The sequence below is a fragment of the Streptomyces sp. NPDC043427 genome (assembly GCF_056436655.1).
The window spans coordinates 568,797-595,200 of record NZ_JBWKCC010000001.1; the positions used below are offsets into that span (position 1 = coordinate 568,797).

The window sequence follows — 26,404 nt, forward strand, 5'->3', positions numbered from 1 at the left end:
TTCCCTCATGTCACTCGAAAAGACCGGCGGGGCGGCCGGAGGACACGTCCTCGTCGGCCGCCCCGCACAGAGCGTTCCTCACCCAGGTGGGTGTTATACCCCGGACGAGACCTCAGTCTTGTCCGGGGTCTCCGCTTTTCCCTCGGCGGCCGCCAGCGCGCGGTTGCGGCGGACGGAGGACCAGAAGGACGCGGCGATCAGGAGGACGCCGACGAGACCGGTGATGACCTCGTGGATCTGGTACTGGATGGTGACCATGAGGATCACGGCCAGCGCGCCGATCGCGTAGTGCGCGCCGTGCTCCAGGTAGACGTAGTCGTCGAGGGTGCCCTGGCGGACGAGGTAGACGGTGAGCGACCGGACGTACATCGCGCCGATGCCCAGGCCCAGCGCCATCAGGACGATGTCGTTGGTGATGGCGAACGCGCCGATGACGCCGTCGAAGGAGAAGGAGGCGTCCAGCACTTCCAGGTAGAGGAACATGAAGAACGCGGCACTGCCGGCCAGTTGGACCGCCGAGCGCGGCTTGCCGCTGCGTTCGGCCTCTTCCTCGGCCTCGTGTTCGCGCTCCTCCTCTTCCTCGAGCTTGTCCTCGAAGTAGCCGGAGAGGCCGCCGACCACCATGTAGGTGATCAGACCCGCGATGCCGGAGATCAGGACGGTCTGCGCCTTGTCGACGTGTGCGCCGCCGTGCTGGTGGGCGTGGGTCGCGAAGGTCATGGCGGTGACCAGCAGGACGACCAGGGCGATGCAGACCGACAGCATGTCGACCTTGCCGAGCTTGGCCAGCGGGCGCTCGAGCCAGCGCAGCCACTGGATGTCCCGGTCCTCGAAGATGAAGTCGAGGAAGATCATCAGCAGGAACATGCCACCGAAGGCGGCGATCGCCGGGTGGGCGTCGGTGACCAGTTCCTGGTAGTGGTCCTTGTTGTTGAGCGCGAGGTCGACGGCCTCTATCGGGCCGATCTTGGCGCTGATCGCCACGATGACGACGGGGAAGACCAGCCGCATACCGAAGACGGCGATGAGCACACCGATGGTGAGGAAGATCTTCTGCCAGAAGGCATTCATCTTCTTCAGGATTCCGGCGTTGACCACCGCGTTGTCGAAGGACAGCGAGATCTCGAGGACGGAGAGGATCGCGACGATGCCGAAGGCCTCCCACCCCCCGTAGAAGACCGCCGCGACCAGGCCGATCGCGGTGACCGCGAACGACCAGCCGAAGGTTTTCAGAAGCACTGGCTACCCAATCGTGTGTGTACGGGTCTCCCCCGCGCCGTACTCGGCTTTACCTAAAGTTGACCTTGTGCTGCAAAGTCTAAGGGGCGGCCGTTGCGGCCGGTACGGGCGGGCCCTTACCGGCCGGTAGCAGGGGTTCGGCGGGAGATGCCGACCACCTAGGAGACATCGACACCGAAGTCGAGGGCGATTCCCCGCAGGCCGGACGCGTACCCCTGGCCGACGGCGCGGAACTTCCACTCGCCCTGGTACCGGTAGAGCTCGCCGAAGATCATGGCCGTCTCCGTGGAGGCGTCCTCGCTGAGGTCGTAGCGGGCGAGTTCCTGGCCGTCGGCCTGGTTGACCACGCGGATGAAGGCGTTGCTGACCTGCCCGAAGGTCTGGCCGCGTTCGTCGGCCATGTGGATGGAGACCGGGAAGACGATCTTGTCGCAGTGGGTGGGCACCTTGGAGAGATCGACCAGGAGCGACTCGTCGTCGCCGTCGCCCTCACCGGTGAGGTTGTCGCCGGTGTGTTCCACCGAGCCGTCCGGGCTTTTGAGCTGGTTGTAGAAGACGAACCACTCGTCCCCCAGCACCCGCCCGCCGTTGCACAGCAGTGCGCTGGCGTCGAGGTCGAAGGCGGCTCCGGTGGTGGAGCGAGCGTCCCAGCCGAGCCCGATCATCACCTGTGTGAGGTTCGGCGCGGCCTTGGACAGGGAGACGTTGCCCCCCTTGGCGAGCGTGACGCCCATGATGCTGGTCCTCCCCTTGGTGGTGCTTCTTCGGTTGTCCTGCGCATCCGGCGCCGCACCCAAACAGTGCGGCGCCGGATGATGAGACCGTCAGGCGTCTCAGACGTTCACGCCGAAGTCCTGCGCGATGCCGCGCAGGCCCGAGGCGTAGCCCTGGCCGATGGCGCGGAACTTCCACTCCGCGCCGTGGCGGTACAGCTCGCCGAAGACCATGGCGGTCTCGGTCGAGGCGTCCTCGGACAGGTCGTAGCGCGCGATCTCCGCCTCGCCGGCCTGGTTCACCACGCGAATGAACGCGTTGCGGACCTGGCCGAAGGACTGCTGGCGGTTCTCGGCGTCGTAGATCGACACCGGGAAAACGATCTTCTCGATGTCGGCCGGGACGCCGGCCAGGTTGACCTTGATCTGCTCGTCGTCACCCTCGCCCTCACCGGTGATGTTGTCGCCGGTGTGCTCGACCGAGCCGTCGGGGCTCTTGAGGTTGTTGAAGAAGACGAAGTGCTGGTCGCTCGAGACCTTGCCGGAGTTGTTCAGCAGCAGCGCGCTGGCGTCCAGGTCGAAGTCCGTGCCGGTCGTGGTGCGCACGTCCCACCCCAGACCGACGATGACCGCGGTCAGGCCCGGGGCCTCCTTGGTCAGCGATACGTTGCCGCCCTTGCTGAGGCTGACTCCCACGAGTCCTCCATTGGTGTTTTGGGGCGGGAGCCCCGTCGTGCGTTGGATATCGGATCAACGAGTCGATCCTAGTGACGGGTTCCCGCCCCACGCAGACCCTGGCGCCGAAGAATCACAGGTGTCGGCGGACCGCGGCGGCTCAGGCGACCCGAGGGGAACGCGCGGGTGACCTGAGGGGATCAGAGGGCGTCGAGTGCCTTGACGTACTCGCCGAGATCGCGGGCGTCCGGGAGCGCGTTGACGACGGTCCAGCGCACGACGCCCTCCTTGTCGATGACGAAGGTGCCGCGCACCGCGCAGCCCTTGTCCTCGGCGAAGACGCCGTAGGCGCGGCTGACCTCGCCGTGCGGCCAGAAGTCGCTGAGCAGCGGGTACTCCAGTCCCTCCTGCTCGGCGAAGACGCGCAGGGTGTGGATGGAGTCGTTGGAGACGGCGAGCACCTGGGTGTCACGGTCGGAGAACTTCGGCAGGTTGTCCCGCAGCTCGCACAGCTCGCCGGTGCACACGCCGGTGAAGGCGAAGGGGTAGAAGAGCAGGACGACATTCTTCTCGCCACGGAAGTCGGAGAGCTTCACGCTCGCGCCGTGGTTGTCCTTGAGCTCGAAGTCGGGGGCCTTGTCGCCGACCTGGATCGACATCGTCGTGGTTCCCTTTCGATGGGCTGCTCGGGTCAGAACACTCGGGAACACCCTACGCAGCCCGCACGACGGCCCTGCGGACGGGCTGAGCGGGTCAGCCCGTCCGGGGATGAGATGAGGCCGGGAACTACCTCTTGGACTTGGCGGCCTTCGGCGTCAGCAGCCGGCTGCCGATCCAGTCCTTGCCCACGCTGACGCTCTTGGAGGCGGACAGCCCCGCCGTCGTAGCGGCCTCCGAGATGTCGCTCGGCTCCACGTACCCATCACGGCCTGTCTTCGGCGTGAGGAGGAGGATCGCGCCGCCCTCTTCGATGTAGGTGGTGGCATCCACCAGTACATCCGTCAGGTCGCCGTCCTCGTCGCGGAACCAGAGCACCACGGCGTCGGCCACGTCGTCGTAATCCTCGTCCACCAGGTCGCTGCCGATGACTTCCTCAATGGACTCGCGGAGCTCCTGGTCGACGTCGTCGTCGAAGCCGATCTCCTGGACCACCTGCTCGGGCTGGAACCCCAGCCTGACGGCAGGGCTCGTCCGCTCCTCCGCGTGGTCCGCGGTCGCGCTCACGGGTTGCCTCCTGATCATGTTTTGGTGAATGTCTCAGCCACGCGCGTGCGCGAAGCATTGGCCGTAGTCCACACGGGCGGGACGGATCGCGCAAGTACCCGGCGTTTCAGACCGCCGAAACGGTGACGATCCCGGCCGTGTCGCCGCAACCTACGGCATGCCACCCCTGCCTTAGGTGACGCACACCACACCTTTCTGCCCTGTTTGTGTGTTTGAGAACCGTACCTGGGTACGAGGTCCTGGTTACCCCACAGTAGAGATGACGTTTGCCGCCCCGAGGTACACGATGGGGAACGGTGCAGGCATACCGGAAAGTGGCCCTCAGGCAGGTGCCCTCTGACAGGTAAGGAACAGCGTGGCTTCCGGATCCGATCGCAACCCGATCATCATTGGCGGCCTTCCGAGTCAGGTCCCTGACTTTGATCCCGAGGAAACCCAGGAGTGGCTCGATTCGCTCGACGCCGCCATCGACGAGCGCGGCCGGGAACGGGCACGCTATCTGATGCTCCGACTGATCGAGCGGGCCCGCGAGAAGCGCGTGGCCGTGCCCGAGATGCGCAGCTCGGACTACGTCAACACGATCCCCACCAAGAGCGAGCCGTTCTTCCCGGGCAACGAGGAGATCGAGCGCAGGATCCTGAACGCCACCCGCTGGAACGCGGCCGTGATGGTCTCGCGGGCCCAGCGGCCCGGTATCGGCGTCGGCGGCCACATCGCCACCTTCGCCTCCTCCGCCTCCCTCTACGACGTGGGTTTCAACCACTTCTTCCGCGGCAAGGACGAGGGCGACGGCGGCGACCAGGTCTTCTTCCAGGGGCACGCCTCCCCGGGCATCTACGCCCGCGCGTTCCTCCTCGACCGGCTGGACGAGCGGAACCTGGACGCCTTCCGCCAGGAGAAGTCGAAGGCGCCGTACGGGCTGTCCAGCTACCCGCACCCGCGGCTGATGCCGGACTTCTGGGAGTTCCCGACCGTGTCGATGGGTCTTGGCCCGATCGGCGCGATCTACCAGGCGCGGATGAACCGCTACATGCAGGCGCGCGGGATCGCGGACACGTCCAAGTCGCACGTGTGGGCGTTCCTCGGCGACGGCGAGATGGACGAGCCGGAGTCGCTCGGCCAGCTGACCATCGCCGCGCGCGAGGGCCTGGACAACCTGACCTTCGTCGTCAACTGCAACCTCCAGCGCCTCGACGGGCCGGTGCGCGGCAACGGCAAGGTCATCCAGGAGCTGGAGTCGGTCTTCCGGGGCGCCGGCTGGAACGTGATCAAGCTGATCTGGGACCGCTCCTGGGACCCGCTGCTCGCGCAGGACCGGGACGGCATCCTCGTCAACAGGATGAACACGACGCCGGACGGCCAGTTCCAGACGTACGCCACCGAGTCCGGCGCGTACATCCGCGATCACTTCTTCGGTGACGACCAGCGGCTGCGCGCGATGGTCGAGGGGATGACCGACGATCAGATCCTGCACCTGGGCCGTGGCGGTCACGACCACCGGAAGATCTACGCGGCCTTCAAGGCGGCCGTGGAGCACACGGGTCAGCCGACGGTCATCCTCGCGAAGACCGTCAAGGGCTGGACGCTGGGCCCCAACTTCGAGGGCCGCAACGCCACCCACCAGATGAAGAAGCTGACGGTCGCCGACCTCAAGCACTTCCGCGACCGCCTGCACCTGCCGATCTCCGACAAGGAGCTAGAGTCCGGCGCGCCGCCGTACTACCACCCGGGCCGGGACTCCGAGGAGATCCAGTACATGCACGACCGGCGCAAGGGGCTCGGCGGGTACGTCCCGACGCGTGTCGTGCGCGCGAAGCCGCTGCCACTGCCGGACGACAAGACGTACGCGACCGTGAAGAAGGGTTCCGGTCAGCAGTCCATCGCCACGACCATGGCGTTCGTACGACTGCTGAAGGACCTCATGCGGGACAAGGAGATCGGCAAGCGGTTCGTGCTGATCGCACCGGACGAGTACCGCACGTTCGGCATGGACTCGTTCTTCCCGAGTGCGAAGATCTACAACCCGCTGGGCCAGCAGTACGAGTCCGTGGACCGGGACCTGCTGCTCGCGTACAAGGAGTCGCCGACCGGGCAGATGCTGCACGACGGCATCTCCGAGGCGGGCTGCACGGCCTCGCTGATCGCGGCGGGTTCGGCGTACGCCACGCACGGCGAGCCGCTGATCCCGGTGTACGTCTTCTACTCGATGTTCGGTTTCCAGCGCACCGGCGACCAGTTCTGGCAGATGTCGGACCAGTTGGCGCGCGGTTTCGTACTCGGTGCGACCGCCGGCCGTACGACGCTGACCGGTGAGGGCCTGCAGCACGCGGACGGGCACTCCCAGCTGCTGGCGTCGACGAACCCGGGCTGTGTGGCGTACGACCCGGCGTTCGGCTTCGAGATCGCGCACATCGTCAAGGACGGTCTGCGCCGGATGTACGGGCCCGACAGCGAGGACATCTTCTACTACCTCACCGTCTACAACGAGCCGATCCAGCACCCGGCCGAGCCGGAGAACGTGGACGTCGAGGGCATCCTCAAGGGCATCCACCGCTTCAGCGAGGCCACGGCGGGCGCCATCCCGGCGCAGATCATCGCCTCGGGCGTGGCCGTCCCGTGGGCCGTCGAGGCGCAGAAGATCCTCGCCGAGGAGTGGAACGTGAAGGCCGACGTGTGGTCGGCGACCTCATGGAACGAGCTGCGGCGCGACGCCGTCGAGGTCGAGGAGCACAACCTGCTGCGGCCCGAGGAGGAGCAGCGCGTCCCGTACGTGACGCGGAAGCTGGCCGGGGCGGAGGGGCCGTTCGTGGCCGTCTCCGACTGGATGCGAGCGGTTCCGGACCAGATCGCGCGCTGGGTGCCGGGGACGTTCCAGTCGCTGGGCGCGGACGGGTTCGGGTTCGCCGACACCCGGGGTGCCGCGCGGCGGCACTTCCACATCGACGCGCAGTCGGTGGTGGTCGGGGTGCTGACCGAGCTGGCCAAGGAGGGGAAGGTGGACCGCTCGGTGCTGAAGCAGGCGATCGACCGGTACCAGCTGCTCGACGTGTCCGCGGCGGACCCGGGGGCGGCCGGGGGCGACGCGTAGCGCACAGCGCACCAAGGGGTGGTGAGGGCTTGTGGCCCCACCACCCCTTACTCGTTCTTTACGATGCGTCCATGCAACGAAGAACGGCGCAGGACCGGTGGGAACAGTGGACCCAACGGCCCATGCTGGCCCTCGCCGTGGTGTTCGCCATCGCCTACGCCGTGCCGATCGTGGACACGTCGGCCGGCCACTCGCTGATGGTGGCGTGCACCGTGGTCGAGTGGCTGGTGTGGGGGGCGTTCGCCGCGGACTACCTGGTGCGGCTGGCGCTGACACCCGACCGGCGGACTTTCGTCCGTACCCACTGGATGGACCTGTGTGCGGTCGTGCTGCCACTGATCCAGCCGTTGCGGCTGCTGCGTCTGGTGTCGACGCTGCTGCTGGTGGGGCGGCGGGCGCGGATGGCCTCACAGATCCAGCTGACGACGTATGTCGGCGGGGCGGTGGTGGGGCTGCTGATGTTCGGCTCGCTGGCCGTGCTGTCGGTGGAGCGGGACTCGCCGGACGGGAACATCCGCACGCTGGGTGACGCGGTGTGGTGGTCCTTCACGACGATGACGACGGTGGGGTACGGGGATCACGCGCCGACCACGGGGGTGGGGCGGTTGATCGCCGTGGGCCTGATGCTGAGCGGCATCGCGTTGTTGGGTGTGGTGACCGCGAACATCGCCGCGTGGTTCATCGAGCGGTTCGAGAAGGACGATGTGGAGGAGCGGGAGCAGACGGAGGCCATCCGGGCGCTCACGGAGGAAGTTCGGGCGCTTCGGGCCGAGGTGGCGGCGTTGCAGGAGCGGTCCGTCAGACAGTGAGCTGGGGTGGGGCCGGCCGGGTGGGCGCTGCGCCCACCCGTGCCGCCCCAGGCGGCACGCATGCCCGCAGCTATGGAGTGCGGGGCAGCGTCGCGCGGTCCGGCCCGGTCCCTGACCTCGTCCGGCCACGTGGCCGGGGGCTCCCGCGCGTTCCGTGTCCGAAGCTCGCCATCATCAACTCCCAGAACCCCGGGGTCAGTTGAATGCTCAACCGGGGTTCACTGTGGCGGGTACCCGCGATCCGGGGTTCAATCACCGCGATTCCACGGGCCTGGGCGCGCTGTCCCCCTCCGGCAGCGCGTCCAGGCCCGTGGGAGCTGTCCCACTGTCACCTGCGGAGCGCGCCAGAGGGGAGGGATCTTTAGCGAAGTCACCCTGATAGGGGAATTTCGCCGAAAACCCGTCAGATGTGCCCGTCAGATGTGGCCGGGCCCCGCGCCCGCCTCCGCGTTCTCACCGCGCTTGGTGAGCAGGGCGACGAATACGGCGACGACGGCCACGCCCGCGGCGACCAGGGAGGCCAGGCTCATCCCTGAGATGAAGGTGTCGTGGGCGACGTCGGCGATCTTCGCGGCGATCGCCTCCGGGGTGCCCTTGGCCACAGGTGCCACGCCGACCTGGACCGCCTCGGAGGCCTGGTCCAGCTGGGCGGGGCTGAGCTCGGGCAGACCCGCGTCCTTCCAGTTGGCGGGCAGGTCGCTGTCGACCTTGGAGGCCATCACGGCACCCAGGACGGCCGTACCGAGACTGCCGCCGATCTGCATCGCCGCCTGCTGGAGGCCGCCGGCGACACCGGAGAGCTCCATCGGGGCGTTGCCGACGATGACCTCGGTGGCGCCGACCATGACCGGCGCGAGGCCGAGGCCGAGCAGGGCGAACCAGAGCGACATCACGGCGCTACCGGTGTCCGTCTCCAGCGTGGACATGCCGTACATGGCGATGGCGGTGGCCGCCATGCCGCCGGCGAGCGGGACGCGCGGGCCCAGTTTGGTGATCATCGCGCCCGCGAGCGGGGAGCCGACGATCATCATGCCGGTGAGCGGAAGCAGGTGCAGACCGGCGTCGATGGGGCTCATGCCGTGCACGTTCTGGAGGTAGAACGTGACGAAGAACAGGCCGCCCATGAAGGCGATGGCCATGAGGACCATCAGGACCACGCCCGCGGAGAGCGGGACGGAGCGGAAGAGCGCGAGCGGGATCAGCGGCTCCTTGACCTTCGTCTCCCAGAAGGCGAAGAACGCGAAGAGCAGGACGGAACCGGCTATGAAGGCCCAGGTCTTGCCGTCCCCCCAGCCCCATGTCGGGGCCTTGATCAGGGCCCAGACCAGGCAGAACATCGCGCCCGAGAGCAGGACGATGCCGAGGATGTCGAAGGAGCGCGGGGCGTTCTCGGCGCGGTGGTCGAGGAGGATCAGCACACCGAGGACGACGGCGAGGATGCCGACCGGCACGTTGATGAAGAAGACCGACTGCCAGTTGACGTGCTCGACCAGGACACCGCCGAGGATCGGGCCGCCCGCGGTGGAGGCGCCGATGACCATGCCCCAGATGCCGATCGCCATGTTGAGCTTCTCGGCCGGGAAGGTGGCCCGCAGCAGGCCGAGCGCGGCCGGCATGAGCAGCGCGCCGAACAGGCCCTGGAAGACACGGAAGGTGACGACCAGCGCGATGCTGTCGGAGAGGCCGATCGCGCCCGAGGCGGCGGCGAAGCCGACGACGCCGATGAGGAAGGTCTGCCGGTGGCCGAAGCGGTCGCCGAGCTTGCCCGCGGTGATCAGGGAGACCGCGAGGGCGAGGAAGTAGCCGTTGGTGATCCACTGGACCTCGGCGAAGGTGGCGCCGAGGTCCTTCTGGATGGCCGGGTTGGCGATGGCCACGATGGTGCCGTCGAGGGCCACCATCATGACGCCGACGGCGACGGTGATGAGGGTGAACCAGGGATGGCCGCGCAGCCCGCTGGCCGGTGCCGGCTTCGACGAGGCGGATGCCTTGTCCCCCGGCCCCGTCGTGTCCATGGTGGTCTGACTAGTCATACCGGCGAGGCTAATGACAGCCTCTGACAATTGACAAACGAGTTCACAAGTCAGTAACTGACACCTATGGAAACACTGCGCGAACGCAAGAAACAGCGCACCCGGGACGCGCTGGTGCGGGCCGCCGTGGAACTGTTCACCTCCCAGGGGTACGACCGCACCACCGTCGACGGCATCGCCGCCGCCGTCGACGTCTCGCAGCGCACCTTCTTCCGCTACTTCGCCGGCAAGGAGGAGGCCGCGCTCGCCCTCCAGGACATGGCGGTCGCGCGGTTCGTGGAGTCGGTGCGCGAGCGCCCGCCGCACGAGGCACCCCTGGAGGCGATGCGGCAGGCCGTCGTGGAGGGCTGGGACACCCTCAACGAGGTCATCGAGTCCGTCGTCCCGGTCGAGCAGTACCTGCGCATGTACCACGTGATCGAGTCGAGCCCGGTCCTGCTCGCCGCCCATCTGCGGCGATCCGTCGAGGTCGAGGAGACCATCGCGCACGTGCTCGCCGAGCGCGAGGGCGTCGACGTGGACGCCGACCCGCGCCCGCGGCTGACCGTGGCCGTCTTCGGCGGGGTGATGCGACTGACGGAACGTCAGTGGGCCGCGGGTGCGGACTTCAGCCTGGAGGCGATGCGGACGCTGACCATCTCGAACCTCGAACAAGTGGGACCGGCGCTCACCGAGAACTGGCGCGCACGCTGAGGCCACTTCACGCGCACGCCGACGTCATGCCACGAACACGCTGAGGTCGTCGTCACGTAGCACGAAACGTGATCCCCGTCACTTGGTTAACGCGAGACCCTCTCGTTCTCTTAGTGTGTCCTCCCAGTGACTTCCTTCGACACCTCCCCGCAACTCAACGTCTGGCGCGCACTGCTTGCCCTGGCCGTGGTGTTCGTGATGCTGGCGACCACTGGCTGGACCGCCCTGCGCAACCAGCGAGAGGACACCGCACTCCAGGCCTCGCTCACCGCCTGGGAACACGGCAAGGTCGCCGGGCACCACCTGCCGGACCCGCACGCGGCCCCCGCCCGGCTCTCCGACTTCTTCGCCTCGCTCACGGCGGCACAGCGCGCGTCCCTCGCACGCCGCTACCCGCTCGCGGTCGGCAACATGAACGGCGCCCCCGCCGAACTGCGCTACCGCGCCAACCGCATCGCGCTGACGCAGGCGCGTGCCGCCGAGCGAAAGCGCATGCACGACCCGCGCCTCACGCAGGCCGGGCAGCAGGAGGCGGGCCGCCGTATGCACCGCTTCGAGTCGATGATGAGCGCCGACCGCCAGATCCTCGCCTTCGACCCCGAGGGGTCCGGACGGGCCGCCGAGGTCTTCGGCGACCTCGACAAGGCGCGCCGGATCTCCGTCGTCGTCCCCGGCGTCGACACCGACCTGCTCACCTTCCAGCGCACCAACCGCAGGTTCTCGGCACCGGTCGGCATGGGCCAGGCCCTGTACGCGGCCGAGCGCGCGGCGAACCGCGGCACGCGTACGGCGGTGATCGCCTGGGCCGACTACACCACCCCCGCCGGGCTCGGCATCGACTCCGCCACCGCGATGCGCGCGGAGAGCGGTGCCATCCGACTCAACGCCCTGCTGCGCGCGCTGCCCGGCATCTCGCCGGTGTCGCTCTTCTGCCACAGCTACGGCTCCGTGGTGTGCGGGGTCGCCGCACACGACCTGCCGTCCCGGGTGGCCGACATAGCGGTGGCCGGCAGCCCCGGCATGCGGGTCCCCGACGCCGAGCACCTGGACACCACCGCGCGCGTGTGGGCGATGCGGGACGCCGACGACTGGGTGCAGGACGTGCCCTACCTGGAGCTCGGCGGCCTCGGACACGGCGAGGATCCGGTGTCGGCCGGGTTCGGCGCGCGTGTGCTGTCGGCACGGGACGCGCGCGGGCACGCCGGCTACTTCGAACCGGGCACGGACAGCCTGCGCAACTTCGCCGAGATCGGGGTTGGCGCATACCGAGCCGTGGAGTGCGCGAACGATACTGACGCATGCCGAGAGGGTTTGTCCGACACGTCGGCGGTCGGACGCGCGTAGAGACGCAGAAACTGCGGTGTGCGCGGGGAGGCGACGGAGGAGCTTGTGCCGCATACGATGAGCCGCATGGGTGACGTACTGGCCGGTTTTCATGCCGCCTGGGAGTTCGAGTCCGACTCCGTGCTCATCCGCTACGAACGGGGGATACGAACGCCCAAGCTGTTCCAGGCGCTCGGTGAGCGCCGCATCCCCCTGCGGGCGATCGCGGGAGTGACGCTCACCCCCGGCAGACGGGGGACCGTGGTCCTGCGCGCCGAGCCTCGGCCCGGCGCGGATCCGCTGATGGAGGCGGCCGCGGGACAGCTGAAGGAAGGGTGCGATCCGTACCGGCTGGTGCTGCCGGCCGAGCGGGGGACGCTCGCGGAGTACTACGCCGACGAGCTGCGCGCACAGTTGACGGACGCCGAACCGGGGCCCGCCGAGCGGTATCTGGTGGCGCCGCCCGAGGCGCCGATGCAGTTCAAGGCGTACGACGGGAAGGCGTCCTTCGACGGACGAACCGTGCATTTCCGGTGGTTCTGGACGGGCGCGTCCTCGGCGAAGTGGAAGGCCGGCGACCAGAGTTTCCAGGTCGCCGACCTCAGCGGAGTCGAGTGGCGCTCACCGGAGGTCTTCGAAGGGCATCTGCGGCTGCTGGGCCGGGATGGTGCGCCGGTGCAGGCCGACCAGGATCCGGCGGCGGTGGTGTTCGGGCTGGGGTACGGGCCTGTGCACGAGTCACTGCCGTTCGCTGCGGCGGTGTTGGCGGCGGTTCGCTCCGCGGGTCCGGCCGTCGTCCCGGCTGCGGCTGTGCCGCGCCGGGATCCCGCGGATATCGCTGAGCGGATTCGGCATCTTGGGGAGCTGCACCAGGCGGGGCTGGTGACAGATGAGGAGTTCTCTTCCAAGAAGGCCGAGTTGTTGGCTGAGCTTTAGTCGTTCTCGGGTGCGGGCACGGGGGAGCTGGCCGCGCAGCTCCCCCGCCCTTGCGGTGTTGCAGTTTCCCGGCGCCCGAAAAGTGCGGCTTGTCTACTCCCGGCCCGCTGACGCGAAGGTCATGTCCGCGTACCTGGTGCCTGCCACCTTCGCCGCTATGGGATCCAGCAAGGACAGTTCCTCCTCGCTCAGCACGATGCGCGTGGCCCCTACGTTCTCCTCCACCCTCGTCGGCTTGCGGGTGCCCGGGATCGGGACCAGCGGGAGGTTGTGGACCGTCGCCTGGTGATGGACCCACGCCAGGGCGATCTGGCCGAGAGACGCGTCGTGGGATGCGGCGATCTCGCGGATCGGTGCCAGCAGGGCCGCGTTGGTCGTCGCGTTCTCGCCCGTGAAGCGGGGATGTTGGCGGCGGAAGTCGTCGGGGGTGAGGTCCTGGTCGGCGTTGGCGAAGGAGCCCGTGAGGAAGCCTCGGCCCAGCGGGGAGTACGGGACCAGGGTCACGCCCAGCTCGCGGGCCGCCGGGACGACCTGGGGCTCGATGTCGCGGCTGAAGAGGGACCACTCCGACTGGACGGCGGCGATGGGGTGGACGGACTGGGCGGCGCGCAGTTCGTCGCCGGTGACCTCGCTCAGGCCCAGGTGCTTGACCTTGCCCTCGCGGACGAGGTCGGCCATGACGCCGACGGTCTCCTCGATCGGGACGTTCACGTCGCGGCGGTGCATGTAGTAGAGGTCGATCACGTCGACGTCCAGGCGCTTCAGGCTCGCCTCGACGGCCTCGCGGATGTACGGCGGGTCGTTGCGGATGATCCGCCGGGTCGGGTCGTCCGGGGGTATCGCCAGGGCGAACTTGGTCGCGATGACGACCTCGTCGCGGTGCGCCTTGAAGAACGGGGAGAGGAAGCGCTCGTTCTCGCCGGCGCCGTACGCGTCCGCCGTGTCATAGAGAGTGACGCCCAGTTCCAGGGCCCTCTCCGGGGTGGCCCGGGACTCCTTCTCGTCCGAGGGGCCGTAGCCGAAGTTCATGCCCATGCAGCCGAGGCCCTGGACGCCCACCTCGGGGCCGTCGGTGCCGAGTCGTGCCGTGGGGATCGTGCTGTCAGTCATCGTGTCCTCTCCGCTTCCTACGCGCGCCCGGCGTCCGTGTAGAAGCTGATCTTGCGGTCGAGTACCGCGAGGGTGTCGTTCAGTTCGGCGATTCTGGTGAGCACGTCCCGGCGGGTCGCCTCGAGCAGCTCGCGCCGCGCGCCGTAGGTGTCCTCGCCCTCGCGCACCAACTCGGCGTACCGGACCATGTCGGCGACGGGCATGCCGGTCAGCCGCAGCTTTCCGACGAAGTCGAGCCAGTCCAGGTCACGGTTGCAGTAGCGGCGCTGGCCGGTGTGCGAGCGGTCGATGTGGGGCATCAGCCCGATCCGCTCGTACCAGCGCAGGGTGTGCGCCGTCAGGCCGGTGAAGGCGACGACCTCGCTGATCGTGTACTTGTCCTGCCCTTCGGGGCGCGGGTGGCGCCGGGGCGGGGCGGAACAGACGTCGGCGGGGGCGGGGGTTTCCTCGGTGGTCACGGGCGTGGTCTGCATCACCGTCATGCCCCCCACGCTAGAACCTTGGAGTGCACTCCAAGCAAGCGGGAAAGGTGAGAAAACCGCGGGACGTGGCGTGATCACTGCGATTAGCGTGCGGTCATGAGTCTCGTACGCCGTGCCGTGCCCGAGGACGCCGCCGAAGTGCTGCGGCTGCGTCAGGTGATGATCGACTCGATGGCGGGGGCGGACTCCTCCACGGGCTGGCAGGCGGAGTCCCGACCGGAACTGGCGGTCCGACTCGCCGAGCCCGACGGGGAGTTCGCGGCCTTCGTCGTGGACCACCCCGAGCGGCCCGGGGCGCTGGCGGCGCTGGCGGTCGGGACGATCGAGTACCGGATCGGGCGGGCCGGCAACCCGCGCGGCACGATCGGCTACGTCTTCAGCGTCGCCACCGACCCGGACGCCCGGCGCCGCGGGTACGCGCGCGCGTGCATGGAGACGCTGCTGGAGTGGTTCCGCGAGCGTGGCGCCCGGCAGGTCCACCTCACCGCGTCGGCCGACGCCGAGCCGCTGTACGCCTCCCTGGGCTTCGCGCCCAAGCCCGACCCGATGATGGAGCTGCGACTCTGAGCCGCATAGGCTCGGACGCATGTCGTTGAAGAGCCTCGCCTTGATCGAGAACTGGCCGGTACCCACCGCCTCGGCGGGCGTCGTGCGCGCGGACGGCACGGTGGCGGGGGTGCACGGGCCGGTCGGGCAGCGGTTCCCGCTGGCCTCGGTCACCAAGCCGCTCGCCGCGTACGCCGCGCTCGTCGCGTACGAGGAGGGCGCCATCGAGCTCGACGAGCCGGCCGGGCCGCCCGGGGCGACGGTCCGTCATCTCCTCGCGCACACCTCGGGGCTGGCCTTCGACGAGCACCGCGTGACGGCGCCGCCCGGTGAGCGGCGGCTGTACTCCAATGCCGGGTTCGAGCAGCTCGGCGACCACATCGCGAAGGCGGCGGACATCCCGTTCGCGGAGTATCTGCGGCAGGCGGTCCTGGAGCCGCTCGGCATGACCGGCACCTCGCTGGAGGGCTCCCCCGCGAAGGACGGGGTGTCGACGGTCGAGGACCTGCTGCGGTTCGCGGCGGAGGTGCAGGCGCCGAGGCTGCTGGATTCACGCACGGTGGCGGAGGCGATGACCGTGCAGTACCCGGGCACGAAGGGCGTCCTGCCTGGCTACGGCCATCAGAACCCCAACGACTGGGGCCTCGGCTTCGAGATCCGGAACTCCAAGTCCCCGCACTGGACGGGGGCCACGTCCTCACCGCGAACGTTCGGTCATTTCGGGCAGTCCGGTACGTTCCTGTGGATCGACCCGGCCGCGGGGCTGGCGTGCGTCGCGCTCACGGACCGGGCGTTCGGACCCTGGGCGGTCGAGGTGTGGCCTGCGTTCACGGACGCGGTGCTGGCGGAGGCTCGGGGCTGACTCGGCCCATCTCCCACAGCAACAGCTCCGCCTCCGTCACCCCCACCGCCTCCAGCCCCTCCGCGTCCGTGATCCGCGCCGCGTCCCCCGGGCCCAACCGCTCGTCGTCCAGAGTCACTTCGCCCCGCACCACGTGCGCGTACACGTGTGCCGCGTCCGGGACCGCCGTCCGCTCCCCCGGCGCAAGGCGCCGTACGTGGAGCATCGCGCCCGCCTCCGGGACCGCGTACGGGGTGGAGTCGGCGATGCCGTGGACCATCTCGTAGGAGGGGTCGCCGCCGGGAGTCAGCGGCGCCAGCCACATCTGGACGAAGGTCAGAGGGACGTCCGCGGCGTTGCGCTCCACATGCCGGACGCCACCCGCGGAGCTCAGGCGCTGCACGTCGCCGGGGCGGACGCGGGTCTCGTGTCCCGTCGAGTCGCGGTGGGTCAGCTCGCCCTCGACGACCCAGGTCACGATCTCGGTGTGGCTGTGCGGATGCTCGTCGAACCCGGCGCCCGGCGCCAACCGCTCCTCGTTGCAGGCGATCACCGCCCCGAAGCAGAGGTTGTCCGGGTCGTAGTGGGGGCCGAAGGAAAAGGCATGGAACGACTCGATCCCCGCCTCGACGTCCCCTCCTCGGTAGCGCTCACCGGCGCGCCGTACGTCCATCACGCAACCACCGTAGACCCGGCGGGCAGTCCCCCACCCCACCCGGCGACGCACGCGGCCGTCCCGATAAGGCAGTCTTGTCCCGTGCCCGAACCCGAAACCAACGCCAGTAAAGCCGCAGCACACGACGTCCATGCGCATGCAGCGACCCTGAAGCGACTGGAGAAGTCGTCCGGCAGTCTCGCCGCTCAGGCCATCGCGCGGATGGACGAGACGCTGCCGTGGTACCGGGCCATGCCCCCCGAGAACCGTTCCTGGATCGGGCTCGTCGCCCAGGCCGGTATCGCCGCCTTCACCGAGTGGTTCCGTCACCCGGACGCCCCGCAGGCCATCTCCACCGATGTCTTCGGGACCGCGCCGCGCGAGCTGACCAGAGCCATCACCCTGCGCCAGACCGTGGAGATGGTGCGCACCACCATCGAGGTCATGGAGAGCGCGATCGACGAGGTCGCGGCACCGGGCGACGAGAACGTGCTGCGCGAGGCGCTGCTCGTCTACGCACGGGAGATCGCCTTCGCGACCGCCCAGGTCTACGCGCAGGCCGCCGAGGCCCGCGGTGCGTGGGACGCGCGGCTGGAGTCGCTCGTCGTCAACGCCGTGCTGAGCGGCGAGGCCGACGAGGGGGCGGTGAGCCGGGCCGCCGCCCTCGGCTGGAACTCGCCCGAACACGTGTGTGTGGTGCTGGGCACCGCGCCCGACGGGGACAGCGAACTGACGGTCGAGGCCATCCGGCGCGCCGCCCGGCACGCCAAGCTCCAGGTGCTCACCGGCGTGCTCGGGGCCCGGCTCGTGGTGATCGCGGGCGGCAGCGACAATCCGCTCGCCGTGGCCAAGTCGCTGATCGGCCCGTATGCGGCGGGACCGGTCGTCGCGGGCCCCGTCGTGCCCGACCTGCTCGCCGCGACCCGGTCCGCGCAGGCCGCCGCGGCCGGGCTGAAGGCGTGTTTCGCCTGGCAGGACGCCCCGCGGCCGGTACTGGCGGACGATCTCCTGCCGGAGCGCGCCATCGCCGGTGACCCGAGCGCTCGTGAGCAGTTGGTGGAGGAGATCTACAGACCGCTGGAGGAGGCCGGCTCCGCGCTCCTGGAAACGCTCTCCGTCTATCTCGAACAGGCGAGCAGTCTGGAGGGCGCGGCCCGGATGTTGTTCGTCCATCCCAACACCGTGCGCTACCGGCTTCGACGTGTGACTGACGTCACCGGATGGTCGCCATCCGATGTACGCTCGGCCTTCACGTTGCGGATCGCGCTGATCCTGGGGCGTCTGGCCGACGGAGATCCACAGCCCTAGCCTTTTGTCGGAACCGCACAAAACCCCCTGCTGTTCTTCGTCCCTGTCCCCACGGGCGGCCGTGGCCGCCCTCAAGAGAGAGTGTGAGAGTGCTCGTACTCGTCGCTCCCGGCCAGGGCGCCCAGACGCCCGGCTTCCTGACCCCCTGGCTCGACCTCCCCGGTGCCGCCGACCGCGTCGCCGCCTGGTCGGACGCCATCGGTCTCGATCTCGCCCACTACGGCACCCAGGCCGACGCCGACGCGATCCGCGACACGGCGGTGGCCCAGCCCCTCCTCGTCGCCGCCGGACTGCTGTCCGCCTCTGCGCTCGGTGACGTGTCGCCCGGTGCCGTCGCCGGTCACAGCGTCGGCGAGATCACCGCCGCCGCCTTCGCGGGCGTGCTGGACGACACCGCCGCGCTGACCCTCGTACGCAAGCGTGGCGTGGCGATGGCCGAGGCCGCCGCGATCACCGAGACCGGCATGTCGGCGCTGCTCGGCGGCGACCCCGAGGTGACCGTCCCGCACCTGGAGAAGCTCGGCCTGACCGCGGCGAACGTCAACGGCGCGGGCCAGATCGTGGCCGCCGGGACGCTGGAGCAGCTCGCCGCGCTGGAGGCGGACAAGCCCGAGGGCGTCCGTCGTGTCGTCGCCCTGAAGGTCGCCGGCGCCTTCCACACCCGGCACATGGCCCCCGCGGTCGAGACGCTGGCCGCGGCCGCCAAGGAACTCGCGCCCGCCGACCCGAAGGTCACCTACGTCTCCAACAGGGACGGGCGGACCGTCGCCGTCGGCGCCGAGGTCCTCGACCGTCTCGTCGGTCAGGTCGCCAACCCGGTCCGCTGGGACCTGTGCATGGAGACCTTCAAGGAGCTCGGCGTCACCGCCCTGCTGGAGGTCTGCCCCGGCGGCACGCTCACCGGCCTCGCCAAGCGGGCGCTGCCCGGCGTCGCGACGCTGGCCCTGAAGACCCCCGACGACCTCGACGCCGCTCGCGAGCTCATCGCAGAGCACGCCTGACAGGGAGCCCCGAGAGCAATGTCGAAGATCAAGGCAAGCAAGGGCGCCCCGTACGCGCGGATCCTCGGCGTGGGCGGCTACCGCCCGACCCGGATCGTGCCGAACGAGGTGATCCTGGAGACGATCGACTCGTCCGACGAATGGATCCGCTCCCGCTCGGGCATCGAGACCCGGCACTGGGCCTCCGACGAGGAGACGGTCGCCGCGATGTCGATCGAGGCGTCCGGCAAGGCCATCGCCGACGCCGGGATCTCCGCCGAGCAGATCGGCGGGGTGATCGTCTCGACGGTCTCGCACTTCAAGCAGACCCCGGCCGTCGCCACCGAGATCGCCGACAAGCTGGGCACCGCCAAGGCCGCCGCCTTCGACATCTCGGCCGGGTGCGCGGGGTTCGGGTACGGGCTCACGCTCGCCAAGGGCATGATCGTCGAGGGGTCGGCAGAGTACGTACTTGTCATCGGCGTCGAGCGGCTGTCCGACCTGACCGACCTGGAGGACCGGGCCACGGCCTTCCTGTTCGGTGACGGCGCGGGCGCGGTCGTCGTGGGCCCCTCCAAGGAGCCGGCGATCGGCCCCACGGTCTGGGGTTCCGAGGGCGACAAGTCCGAGACCATCAAGCAGACCGTGCCATGGACGGACTACCGCAACGGCGAGGTCGAGAAGTTCCCCGCGATCACCCAGGAGGGCCAGGCGGTCTTCCGCTGGGCCGTGTTCGAGATGGCGAAGGTCGCCCAGCAGGCGCTGGACGCGGCCGGAATCGACCCGAGCGACCTGGACGTCTTCATCCCGCACCAGGCGAACGAGCGAATCATCGACTCGATGGTGAAGACCCTGAAGCTGCCGGAGCACGTCACCGTCGCCCGTGATGTGCGCACCACCGGCAACACCTCGGCCGCCTCGATCCCGCTCGCGATGGAGCGGCTCCTGGCGACCGGTGAGGCGAAGAGCGGCGACACCGCACTCGTCATCGGATTCGGGGCGGGTCTCGTGTACGCCGCCACTGTCGTTACCCTCCCCTAGGCACTCCGTGCCGGATCATTCGGTCCGGCACGGGACATGCACCAACCTGCCGCTCACGCGGCGGGCGCCACACCCTCTGGAAACACAAAGAAGGAGCGCCAACATGGCCGCCACTCAGGAAGAGATCGTCGCCGGTCTCGCCGACATCGTGAACGAGATCGCCGGCATCCCGGTTGAGGACGTCCAGCTGGACAAGTCCTTCACCGACGACCTGGACGTCGACTCGCTGTCCATGGTCGAGGTCGTCGTCGCCGCCGAGGAGCGCTTCGACGTCAAGATCCCGGACGAGGACGTCAAGAACCTCAAGACCGTCGGTGACGCGACCGACTACATCCTCAAGCACCAGGCCTGAGCAACGCTTGGGCCGGCCGCTGACCGGCCCCGCCACCCGGCGGTGGCGCCGCTGAATCCTCGTAACGTTGGAGAAAGAATCCGTGAGCCCGACCAATCGCACCGTGGTCGTCACCGGTATCGGCGCAACCACACCGCTGGGTGGCGACGCAGCCTCTACCTGGGAAGGTCTGATCGCAGGCAAGTCCGGCGTGAAGCCCCTGGAGCAGGACTGGGCGGCCGAGCAGGCCGTCCGTATCGCGGCGCGCGTCGCCGTGGAACCCACCGAGGTCATCCCCCGGCCGCAGGCCCGCCGTCTGGACCGCTCGGCGCAGTTCGCGCTGATCGCGGCCAAGGAGGCCTGGGCGGACGCCGGTTTCACCGGTCCCGCCGGTAGTGAGGACACGAGCGTCGACCCTGACCGGCTCGGCGCCGTCATCGCCTCCGGCATCGGCGGTGTGACGACCCTGCTCGACCAGTACGACGTGCTGAAGGAGAAGGGCGTCCGCCGCGTCTCCCCGCACACCGTCCCCATGCTGATGCCGAACGGCCCCTCCGCGAACGTGGGCCTGGCCGTGGGCGCCCGTGCGGGCGTGCACACGCCGGTCTCCGCCTGCGCGTCGGGCGCCGAGGCCATCGGCTACGCCATCGAGATGATCCGCACCGGCCGCGCCGACATCGTCGTCGCGGGTGGCACGGAGGCGGCGATCCACCCGCTGCCGATCGCCGCGTTCGGCAACATGATGGCGATGACCAAGAACAACGACGACCCGCAGGGCGCCTCCCGCCCCTACGACGTAGCCCGCGACGGCTTCGTCCTCGGCGAGGGCGCCGGCGTGATCGTCCTGGAGTCCGCCGAGCACGCCACCAGGCGCGGGGCCCGCGTCTACGCGGAGGCGGTCGGCCAGGGCATCTCCGCCGACGGCCACGACATCGTGCAGCCCGAGCCGGAGGGGCGGGGCATCTCGCACGCCCTGCAGAACCTGCTCGACAACACCGGTCTGAACCCGGCGGAGATCGTGCACGTCAACGCGCACGCCACCTCCACCCCGGCCGGTGACATCGCCGAACTGAAGGCGCTGCGCAAGGTGTTCGGCGACGACACCGACCACATGGCGGTCTCGGCGACCAAGTCGATGACCGGTCACCTGCTCGGTGGCGCGGGCGGTGTCGAGTCCGTCGCGACCATCCTCGCCCTGTACCACCGGGTGGCCCCGCCGACCATCAACGTCGAGAACATCGACCCCGAGGCCGAGGCCAACGCCGACATCGTCCGCGGCGAGGCGCGCAAGCTGCCCGTCGAGGGCCGTATCGCCGCCCTGAACGACTCGTTCGGGTTCGGCGGTCACAACGTGGTGCTGGCCTTCCGCTCGGTCTGAAATCACCGCTCGCTGAGGAGTTTCAGTCGAGGATCCCGGCGAGAATGCCGACGGCCCGTCTCCCTCGCTTCGGCGCTCCGGGAGGCGGGCCGCGGCCTGTTCCCGGGGCGCATGGTGAAGGGGGACGGCTCTCGCCGGTCATCGGTTCGCAGTGCGAGCGCCTGGGGCCGCGATGGCATGTCGAGCGCCTGTCGCAGGCGGCCGAGGAGCTGGACGCGGCGTTGGGTGATCCGGAGGCGGGCGCCTGCGCGCCGCGCTCCCCGACGGCCGGCCCGGTCGGGCGTGTCGCCACGGTTCGTCGGCGAGGGCGGCGTGTCCCGCGATCCGTACGCCGTCGGCCGGTTGTTCAGACCACCTGGTGCAGCCAGCGCACCGGAGCTCCCTCGCCCGCGTATCTGAACGGCTCCAGTTCGTCGTCCCACGGCTTGCCGAGCAGCTTGGACAGCTCCGCCTCGAGGTCCGTCTCCCCGCGCTGGCTGCGGAGCAGGGCCGCGCGGAGGCGGTCCTCAGGGATGAGGATGTCGCCGTGGATGCCGGTGACGGCGTGGAAGATGCCGAGGTCGGGGGTGCAGCTGTAGCGCTCGCCCTCGGCGGTGGAGCAGGGCTCGGCGGTGACCTCGAAGCGCAGGAGGTGCCAGCCGCGCAGTGCGGAGGCGAGCTTGGAGGCGGTGCCCGCCTCGCCCTGCCAGGAGAACTCGGAGCGCCAGGTGCCGGGGGCCGCGGGCTGCCGGATCCAGTCGAGGTTGACGCGCGTGCCGAGCACCCCGGCGACGGCCCACTCGACGTGCGGGCACAGCGCGCGCGGCGCGGAGTGCACGTACAGAACTCCACGTGTCGTCACCGGAACCTCCGGGCAGAGCGGGACATCTTGCTACTGGGCTGGACGGCAGTGGCGTGCGGGCCACGTTGATGGCGAGGCTACCGTGCGGCGGCGCAAGGAGTGTGACGTACCGTCGGTCCCGTTGCCGCCGAACGCCTGCCATTCACCCGGCAGGACGCCTGTACGGGTGTGAAGCGTTCCATCTTGTGCGGGGCATCTTGTGCGGGCGGGAACCCTCGCGCGTTGTTATGGAGGGGAGCACGGCGCGACCCGTGCACGACGACCGAGGGGATCACCAGGGAATGCTGAAGCGAAGCCACCGGGCGCGTGCCGTTCTCGCCATGACGGCGGCGGCCGTCCTGGGCGTCGCAGGGTGCGATGTCGTCGGTGGCTCCTCGGGGCCGTCCGGCACGAAGGCGAAGCCGTCGCCGAGCCGGACCCCGCTGTGGGACAGCAGCCCGGCGTCCGTGGCGGCCGTGGGCGACTCGATCACGCGTGGCTTCGACGCGTGCGCGGTCCTGACGGACTGCCCGGAGGTGTCGTGGGCGACCGGCAGCAGCTCCAAGGTGGACAGTCTGGCCGTACGGCTGCTGGGGAAGTCGAAGGCGGCCACGCACAGCTGGAACTACGCGGTGACCGGGGCGCGCATGGCGGACGTGCCGGGACAGATGACGCGGGCGGTGGCGCGCAAGCCGCAGTTGGTGGCGGTGATGGCGGGGGCGAACGACGCCTGCCGGGCGACGACCTCGGCGATGACGTCGGTCGCCGACTTCCGCGCGCAGTTCGAGGAGTCGATGAGCACCCTGCGCGGTTCTCTGCCCAAGGCTCAGGTCTATGTGGCGAGTGTGCCGAACCTGAAGCGGCTGTGGTCGCAGGGGCGTACGAACGCGCTGGGCAAGCAGGTGTGGAAGCTGGGCATCTGCCCGTCGATGCTGGGCGACGCGGATGCCCTGGACGCGGCGGCGACCCAGCGCCGGGACACGGTGGAGAAGCGGGTGGAGGACTACAACACGGTGTTGCGGGAGGTGTGCGCGAAGGACCGGCGGTGCCGTTTCGACGGCGACGCCGTGCACGACTACCGCTTCGGCACCGATCAGCTGAGCCACTGGGACTGGTTCCATCCGAGTGTGAACGGGCAGGCCAGGTTGGCCGAGATCGCGTACCGCACGGTCACGGCGAAGGGGGCATGACGGCTCATGACGGCTAGAGTTCGAACATGAACGAACTCTTCGGCACACTTTCCGACGGCACCCCGGTGCGCCGCTGGACCCTGGAGCGAGCGGGTGTTCGCGTACGCATCCTGTCGTACGGCGGGATCGTGCAGTCGGCGGAGGTCCCGGACCGGGACGGGCGTGTCGGGAACGTGGTGCTGGGGTTCGAGGATCTCGATGGCTATCTCACGCATCCGGGGCCGTACCTGGGCGCGCTGGTCGGCCGGTACGCCAACCGGATCGGCGGCGCTCGTTTCGTCCTGGACGGGCGGACCTGCGCGCTCGCCGCGAACAACGGTCCCAGCTCGCTGCACGGCGGGGAGCGCGGCTTCGACAAGCGGGTGTGGGACGCGGCGCCGGTGGAGCACGGGGTGCGGCTGAGCCGGGTCAGCCCCGACGGCGAGGAGGGCTTCCCGGGTCGGCTCGAGGTCGCGGTGACGTACACGCTGGACGCGTCCGGTGCGCTGCGGATCGCGTACGAGGCGGTCACGGACGCGCCCACCGTGGTGAACCTGACCAACCACAGCTACTTCCGTCTCGGCGGCCACGGGGACGCGATCGGGCACGAGCTGCGCCTGGCCGCCTCCCGGTACACGCCGGTCGACGCGGACCTGATCCCGACCGGCAAGGTGGAGGACGTGACGGGGACACCGTTCGACTTCCGCAGGCCGCGCAGGACCGGCTACGGATACGACAACAACTACGTGCTGGACAAGGGCGTCACGGACACTCCGGTGGAGGTGGCCGAGCTGTACGACCCGGAGTCCGGGCGGGTGCTGGGCGTGGCGACGACCGAGCCGGGCCTCCAGCTGTACACCGGCGACCATCTGGGCGACCCGTTCGGGCCGTGCGCGGGCACCGCGCTGGAGACGCAGCACTACCCCGACTCGCCGAACCGGCCGGAGTTCCCGAGCACGGTTCTGCGACCGGGGGACGTGTACCGATCGGAGACGGTGTACGCGTTCTCCGTACGGTAGGACGTAGAGCCGTAGAACGCGGTAGGACGCAGCAGTACGAGCCCCGGCCCGGCGTCAGGTTCCGGACCGGGGCAGGTACGTGCGTCAGACGTTAACCGTCGCGCTGATCCTGCGGTCCGCGATCGAGCATCCCACCTGAATTTCGTACGAACCTTTCACAAACACCCACGAAATGGTCTTCTCGTGGGAAGGGGCCGGGGCTCACTGGTCCCAGACGACGGCCAGCGCCTTGCTCACCACGCACAGTGCGGCGAACGCGACCGCCCACTGCCACGCCCCGGCGGCGAACAGTGCGGCGACACCCGCCCCGAACCAGACCACTTCGAAGACCACCCGGCCCGCACCCCGCGTCTTGAACCGCGCCCTCGGCGACCCGAACAGCGCCCACAGCACGATCAGCAGCAGGGGTGCGCCGAGGCCGACCAGCCACGTCACCGGGGTCGGCGCCTCGAGGGTGAACCCCCAGTACGCCGCGGCCGCGAGGGCACCCAGTTCGATCAGGAAGAGAACGCCCAGGTTGGCTGCCTTCATGGCCTTCATGGTCGGAAGTATCACCCGGCGGCGGGCACCGCGGCCACCACTTCGACCTCGATCAGCGCCTCCGGCCGGAACAGCCGGGGCACCTCGAAGGTCATGCTGGTCGGCGGGGTCCCGGTGAGGAACTCCCGGCGGACGGCGCCGTATTCGTCGAGCCGGCCGATGTCCGTCAGATACGTCCGGATGCTGATGACGTCGGCGAGAGTAGCCCCATGGGCCTTCAACAGCGCGTCGAGCGTCTCGAAGACGCCCCTGCTCTGCTCGGCGAGCGTGGCGCCCTCGGCGATCTGACCGGAGACGAACAACAGGGCGCTGCCGTCGGCGTGTTCGACCCGGGCGACCTGGGAGTAGTAGGGACTGAGCGGCTGGGGCGCGGCGGCGGGGTTGTCCAGGGTGATCTGCATGCGGTCGACGCTAGGCCGGGACCAGGAATGCGACAAGCGAATGTCTAGCATGGCCGTCATGCCGAATTCGCATGACATCCCTGGGGAGTTGCCGGACCTCTCCACCGTCTGGCTCCGGGTGTTCCTGGAGGTCGCCCGGGAGGAGTCCTTCACGGTGGCCGCGCGGAGCCTCGGGTGGACGCAGTCCGCGGTGTCCCGGCAGATCTCCTCACTGGAGACGGCCCTGGGCGGCACCCCGCTCTTCGACCGGCTCCCGCGGGGCGTCCGGCTGACGGAGGCCGGGCGGATCCTGGTGCCGTACGCGCGGGCCGTGGCCGGGGCGCTGCGCGGGGCCGGGGAGGAACTGGCGGCCCTGCGCGCGGGGACCGGCGGACGGCTGCGGTTCGGTGCCTTCGCGACCGCCGACGCGGCCCTCGTCCCGCAGGCCCTCGCCGCCTTCCGCGCCCGCCACCCCGGCGTCCGGGTCACCCGCGAGGAGGGCTTCACCGCGGGCCTCCTCGACCGGCTGACCGCCGGACACCTCGACCTGGCGGTGGTCTCCACGACCAGCCGCACCCCGCTCGACGCGTACGACCTGCACCATCTCCTCGACGAACCCCTGTACGTGGCCGTCCCAGCCGACCACCCCCTCGCGGACCACCCGGGCCCCGTACGGCTCGGCCGGCTCGCCGATGCCGACTGGATCTCCGGCGGCCCCCGGCCCGAGGGCACCCTCCTCGACGCGGCCCTGCGCCAGGGGTTCCGGCCACGCGTCGCGCACGTCGTGGCCGAGTGGACCGCCAAGCAGGGCTACGTCGCCGCCGGCCTCGGCGTGACCCTCGTACCGGCGCTGGCCGCCGCGTCCGTACGCCCGGACCTCGCGCTGGTGCCCGTACACGACGAGGGCGGCCCGGCGCGGGCGGTGTACGCGGCGACGGCACGGGGGCGGTCGCTGACGACGGCGGCCGAGGCGTTCGTCGGAGCGCTGCGGGAGGCAGCGGCGAGGATCCCCACCAAAGTGATCCCCACCAGAGCGATCCCCTCCTGAGTCACGCACCATGGCGTGGGCCA

General features: G+C 69.7%; 27 protein-coding genes. 15 read left to right on the forward strand and 12 right to left on the reverse strand.

Going from position 1 to position 26,404, the window contains the following annotated elements; translation table 11 throughout:
* Positions 1-93: 93 nt before the first annotated feature.
* The 5 genes from AC067M_RS02645 to AC067M_RS02665 form a co-directional block, all read right to left on the reverse strand.
* Positions 94-1,239 carry a DUF475 domain-containing protein gene (locus AC067M_RS02645; RefSeq protein WP_478695128.1) on the reverse strand — a complete coding sequence of 382 codons (1,146 nt, stop codon included), beginning with the start codon at positions 1,237-1,239 and terminating at the stop codon, positions 94-96.
* A gap of 158 nt (positions 1,240-1,397) precedes the next feature.
* Positions 1,398-1,973: a TerD family protein gene (locus tag AC067M_RS02650; RefSeq protein WP_478695129.1), complete on the reverse strand. Its 576-nt coding sequence runs from the start codon at positions 1,971-1,973 to the stop codon at positions 1,398-1,400.
* A 99-nt stretch (positions 1,974-2,072) separates the two neighbouring features.
* A complete protein-coding gene (locus AC067M_RS02655) occupies positions 2,073-2,648 on the reverse strand; it encodes a calcium homeostasis/redox stress adaptation protein (protein WP_478695130.1) in 576 nt (191 codons plus the stop codon).
* A gap of 179 nt (positions 2,649-2,827) precedes the next feature.
* Positions 2,828-3,286, reverse strand: a complete 459-nt coding sequence (locus AC067M_RS02660) for a peroxiredoxin (protein WP_133926641.1) — start codon at positions 3,284-3,286, stop codon at positions 2,828-2,830.
* A 127-nt stretch (positions 3,287-3,413) separates the two neighbouring features.
* The gene (locus AC067M_RS02665) at positions 3,414-3,851 is read right to left on the reverse strand and encodes a DUF3052 domain-containing protein (RefSeq protein ID WP_037669438.1); all 438 of its coding nucleotides are present in this window, start codon (positions 3,849-3,851) and stop codon (positions 3,414-3,416) included.
* Between the two features lie 355 nt (positions 3,852-4,206).
* Between AC067M_RS02665 and aceE the strand changes: the two genes are divergently transcribed.
* Both aceE and AC067M_RS02675 read left to right on the forward strand, forming a co-directional pair.
* Positions 4,207-6,939 carry a pyruvate dehydrogenase (acetyl-transferring), homodimeric type gene (gene aceE / locus AC067M_RS02670; protein ID WP_478695131.1) on the forward strand — a complete coding sequence of 911 codons (2,733 nt, stop codon included), beginning with the start codon at positions 4,207-4,209 and terminating at the stop codon, positions 6,937-6,939.
* A gap of 71 nt (positions 6,940-7,010) precedes the next feature.
* Positions 7,011-7,748 (forward strand): potassium channel family protein, encoded by a 738-nt coding sequence (locus tag AC067M_RS02675; RefSeq protein WP_478695132.1) that lies wholly within the window; start codon positions 7,011-7,013, stop codon positions 7,746-7,748.
* Positions 7,749-8,164: 416 nt separating this feature from the next.
* On the opposite strand, the gene AC067M_RS02680 is transcribed toward AC067M_RS02675, so the two are convergent.
* Positions 8,165-9,763, reverse strand: coding sequence for an MFS transporter (locus AC067M_RS02680; RefSeq protein ID WP_478695354.1), 1,599 nt, complete (start codon positions 9,761-9,763; stop codon positions 8,165-8,167).
* 84 nt (positions 9,764-9,847) lie between these two features.
* Here AC067M_RS02680 and AC067M_RS02685 point away from each other — a divergent pair, with 84 nt between their 5' ends.
* The 3 genes from AC067M_RS02685 (at position 9,848) to AC067M_RS02695 (ending at position 12,733) form a co-directional block, all read left to right on the forward strand.
* Positions 9,848-10,474, forward strand: coding sequence for a TetR family transcriptional regulator (locus tag AC067M_RS02685; protein WP_478695133.1), 627 nt, complete (start codon positions 9,848-9,850; stop codon positions 10,472-10,474).
* A 126-nt stretch (positions 10,475-10,600) separates the two neighbouring features.
* Positions 10,601-11,818, forward strand: a complete 1,218-nt coding sequence (locus AC067M_RS02690; RefSeq protein ID WP_478695134.1) for an alpha/beta hydrolase — start codon at positions 10,601-10,603, stop codon at positions 11,816-11,818.
* A gap of 57 nt (positions 11,819-11,875) precedes the next feature.
* Positions 11,876-12,733, forward strand: a complete 858-nt coding sequence (locus AC067M_RS02695) for a DUF4429 domain-containing protein (RefSeq protein ID WP_478695135.1) — start codon at positions 11,876-11,878, stop codon at positions 12,731-12,733.
* Between the two features lie 93 nt (positions 12,734-12,826).
* On the opposite strand, the gene AC067M_RS02700 is transcribed toward AC067M_RS02695, so the two are convergent.
* Both AC067M_RS02700 and AC067M_RS02705 read right to left on the reverse strand, forming a co-directional pair.
* Positions 12,827-13,843 carry an aldo/keto reductase gene (locus tag AC067M_RS02700; protein ID WP_478695136.1) on the reverse strand — a complete coding sequence of 339 codons (1,017 nt, stop codon included), beginning with the start codon at positions 13,841-13,843 and terminating at the stop codon, positions 12,827-12,829.
* 17 nt (positions 13,844-13,860) lie between these two features.
* Entirely contained in the window at positions 13,861-14,325 is a 465-nt protein-coding gene (locus AC067M_RS02705; RefSeq protein ID WP_478695137.1) for a MerR family transcriptional regulator, read from the reverse strand.
* 96 nt (positions 14,326-14,421) lie between these two features.
* Here AC067M_RS02705 and AC067M_RS02710 point away from each other — a divergent pair, with 96 nt between their 5' ends.
* Together AC067M_RS02710 and AC067M_RS02715 are read left to right on the forward strand one after the other, a co-directional pair.
* Positions 14,422-14,892: a GNAT family N-acetyltransferase gene (locus tag AC067M_RS02710; protein ID WP_478695138.1), complete on the forward strand. Its 471-nt coding sequence runs from the start codon at positions 14,422-14,424 to the stop codon at positions 14,890-14,892.
* A gap of 19 nt (positions 14,893-14,911) precedes the next feature.
* Positions 14,912-15,733, forward strand: coding sequence for a serine hydrolase domain-containing protein (locus AC067M_RS02715; RefSeq protein ID WP_478695139.1), 822 nt, complete (start codon positions 14,912-14,914; stop codon positions 15,731-15,733).
* Here the strand turns inward: AC067M_RS02715 and AC067M_RS02720 are convergent.
* Entirely contained in the window at positions 15,699-16,385 is a 687-nt protein-coding gene (locus AC067M_RS02720) for a pirin family protein (RefSeq protein ID WP_478695355.1), read from the reverse strand. The two genes, AC067M_RS02715 and AC067M_RS02720, sit on opposite strands and share 35 nt — an antisense overlap.
* A gap of 84 nt (positions 16,386-16,469) precedes the next feature.
* Between AC067M_RS02720 and fasR the strand changes: the two genes are divergently transcribed.
* The 5 genes from fasR to AC067M_RS02745 all read left to right on the forward strand — a co-directional run bounded on the left by fasR (position 16,470) and on the right by AC067M_RS02745 (position 21,405).
* Positions 16,470-17,675 carry a fatty acid biosynthesis transcriptional regulator FasR gene (gene fasR / locus AC067M_RS02725; protein ID WP_478695140.1) on the forward strand — a complete coding sequence of 402 codons (1,206 nt, stop codon included), beginning with the start codon at positions 16,470-16,472 and terminating at the stop codon, positions 17,673-17,675.
* Positions 17,676-17,764: 89 nt separating this feature from the next.
* Positions 17,765-18,676 (forward strand): ACP S-malonyltransferase, encoded by a 912-nt coding sequence (locus AC067M_RS02730; RefSeq protein ID WP_478695141.1) that lies wholly within the window; start codon positions 17,765-17,767, stop codon positions 18,674-18,676.
* Between the two features lie 18 nt (positions 18,677-18,694).
* Positions 18,695-19,696: a beta-ketoacyl-ACP synthase 3 gene (locus AC067M_RS02735; RefSeq protein WP_478695142.1), complete on the forward strand. Its 1,002-nt coding sequence runs from the start codon at positions 18,695-18,697 to the stop codon at positions 19,694-19,696.
* Between the two features lie 103 nt (positions 19,697-19,799).
* Positions 19,800-20,048, forward strand: a complete 249-nt coding sequence (locus AC067M_RS02740; protein ID WP_015660680.1) for an acyl carrier protein — start codon at positions 19,800-19,802, stop codon at positions 20,046-20,048.
* 82 nt (positions 20,049-20,130) lie between these two features.
* Positions 20,131-21,405: a beta-ketoacyl-[acyl-carrier-protein] synthase family protein gene (locus AC067M_RS02745; RefSeq protein ID WP_478695143.1), complete on the forward strand. Its 1,275-nt coding sequence runs from the start codon at positions 20,131-20,133 to the stop codon at positions 21,403-21,405.
* A 346-nt stretch (positions 21,406-21,751) separates the two neighbouring features.
* Here AC067M_RS02745 and AC067M_RS02750 read toward each other — a convergent pair whose 3' ends face one another.
* Positions 21,752-22,246 (reverse strand): DUF3145 domain-containing protein, encoded by a 495-nt coding sequence (locus AC067M_RS02750; protein ID WP_478695144.1) that lies wholly within the window; start codon positions 22,244-22,246, stop codon positions 21,752-21,754.
* Positions 22,247-22,527: 281 nt separating this feature from the next.
* Here AC067M_RS02750 and AC067M_RS02755 point away from each other — a divergent pair, with 281 nt between their 5' ends.
* Both AC067M_RS02755 and AC067M_RS02760 read left to right on the forward strand, forming a co-directional pair.
* Entirely contained in the window at positions 22,528-23,415 is an 888-nt protein-coding gene (locus AC067M_RS02755; protein ID WP_478695145.1) for an SGNH/GDSL hydrolase family protein, read from the forward strand.
* Between the two features lie 26 nt (positions 23,416-23,441).
* Complete coding sequence (locus AC067M_RS02760; protein ID WP_478695146.1) at positions 23,442-24,413, forward strand: aldose epimerase family protein; 972 nt, start codon at positions 23,442-23,444, stop codon at positions 24,411-24,413.
* 201 nt (positions 24,414-24,614) lie between these two features.
* On the opposite strand, the gene AC067M_RS02765 is transcribed toward AC067M_RS02760, so the two are convergent.
* Positions 24,615-24,944, reverse strand: coding sequence for a YrdB family protein (locus AC067M_RS02765; protein ID WP_478695147.1), 330 nt, complete (start codon positions 24,942-24,944; stop codon positions 24,615-24,617).
* A 20-nt stretch (positions 24,945-24,964) separates the two neighbouring features.
* Positions 24,965-25,354, reverse strand: a complete 390-nt coding sequence (locus AC067M_RS02770; RefSeq protein WP_478695148.1) for a RidA family protein — start codon at positions 25,352-25,354, stop codon at positions 24,965-24,967.
* A 49-nt stretch (positions 25,355-25,403) separates the two neighbouring features.
* Between AC067M_RS02770 and AC067M_RS02775 the strand changes: the two genes are divergently transcribed.
* On the forward strand, positions 25,404-26,381 hold the full coding sequence (locus AC067M_RS02775; protein WP_478695149.1) for a LysR family transcriptional regulator: 978 nt from the start codon (positions 25,404-25,406) through the stop codon (positions 26,379-26,381).
* Positions 26,382-26,404: the final 23 nt, after the last annotated feature.

Coding starts and splice junctions, on each gene's coding strand:
- AC067M_RS02710 (WP_478695138.1), top strand. CDS start 14,422: ATGAGTCTCGTACGCCGTGCCGTGCCCGAGGACGCCGCCGAAGTGCTG.
- AC067M_RS02650 (WP_478695129.1), bottom strand. CDS start 1,973: ATGGGCGTCACGCTCGCCAAGGGGGGCAACGTCTCCCTGTCCAAGGCC.
- AC067M_RS02675 (WP_478695132.1), top strand. CDS start 7,011: ATGCAACGAAGAACGGCGCAGGACCGGTGGGAACAGTGGACCCAACGG.
- AC067M_RS02765 (WP_478695147.1), bottom strand. CDS start 24,944: ATGAAGGCAGCCAACCTGGGCGTTCTCTTCCTGATCGAACTGGGTGCC.
- AC067M_RS02715 (WP_478695139.1), top strand. CDS start 14,912: ATGTCGTTGAAGAGCCTCGCCTTGATCGAGAACTGGCCGGTACCCACC.
- AC067M_RS02740 (WP_015660680.1), top strand. CDS start 19,800: ATGGCCGCCACTCAGGAAGAGATCGTCGCCGGTCTCGCCGACATCGTG.
- AC067M_RS02755 (WP_478695145.1), top strand. CDS start 22,528: ATGCTGAAGCGAAGCCACCGGGCGCGTGCCGTTCTCGCCATGACGGCG.
- AC067M_RS02705 (WP_478695137.1), bottom strand. CDS start 14,325: ATGACGGTGATGCAGACCACGCCCGTGACCACCGAGGAAACCCCCGCC.
- AC067M_RS02660 (WP_133926641.1), bottom strand. CDS start 3,286: ATGTCGATCCAGGTCGGCGACAAGGCCCCCGACTTCGAGCTCAAGGAC.
- AC067M_RS02685 (WP_478695133.1), top strand. CDS start 9,848: ATGGAAACACTGCGCGAACGCAAGAAACAGCGCACCCGGGACGCGCTG.
- AC067M_RS02720 (WP_478695355.1), bottom strand. CDS start 16,385: ATGGACGTACGGCGCGCCGGTGAGCGCTACCGAGGAGGGGACGTCGAG.
- AC067M_RS02775 (WP_478695149.1), top strand. CDS start 25,404: ATGGCCGTCATGCCGAATTCGCATGACATCCCTGGGGAGTTGCCGGAC.
- AC067M_RS02680 (WP_478695354.1), bottom strand. CDS start 9,763: ATGGACACGACGGGGCCGGGGGACAAGGCATCCGCCTCGTCGAAGCCG.
- AC067M_RS02735 (WP_478695142.1), top strand. CDS start 18,695: ATGTCGAAGATCAAGGCAAGCAAGGGCGCCCCGTACGCGCGGATCCTC.
- AC067M_RS02770 (WP_478695148.1), bottom strand. CDS start 25,354: ATGCAGATCACCCTGGACAACCCCGCCGCCGCGCCCCAGCCGCTCAGT.
- AC067M_RS02700 (WP_478695136.1), bottom strand. CDS start 13,843: ATGACTGACAGCACGATCCCCACGGCACGACTCGGCACCGACGGCCCC.
- AC067M_RS02760 (WP_478695146.1), top strand. CDS start 23,442: ATGAACGAACTCTTCGGCACACTTTCCGACGGCACCCCGGTGCGCCGC.
- AC067M_RS02695 (WP_478695135.1), top strand. CDS start 11,876: ATGAGCCGCATGGGTGACGTACTGGCCGGTTTTCATGCCGCCTGGGAG.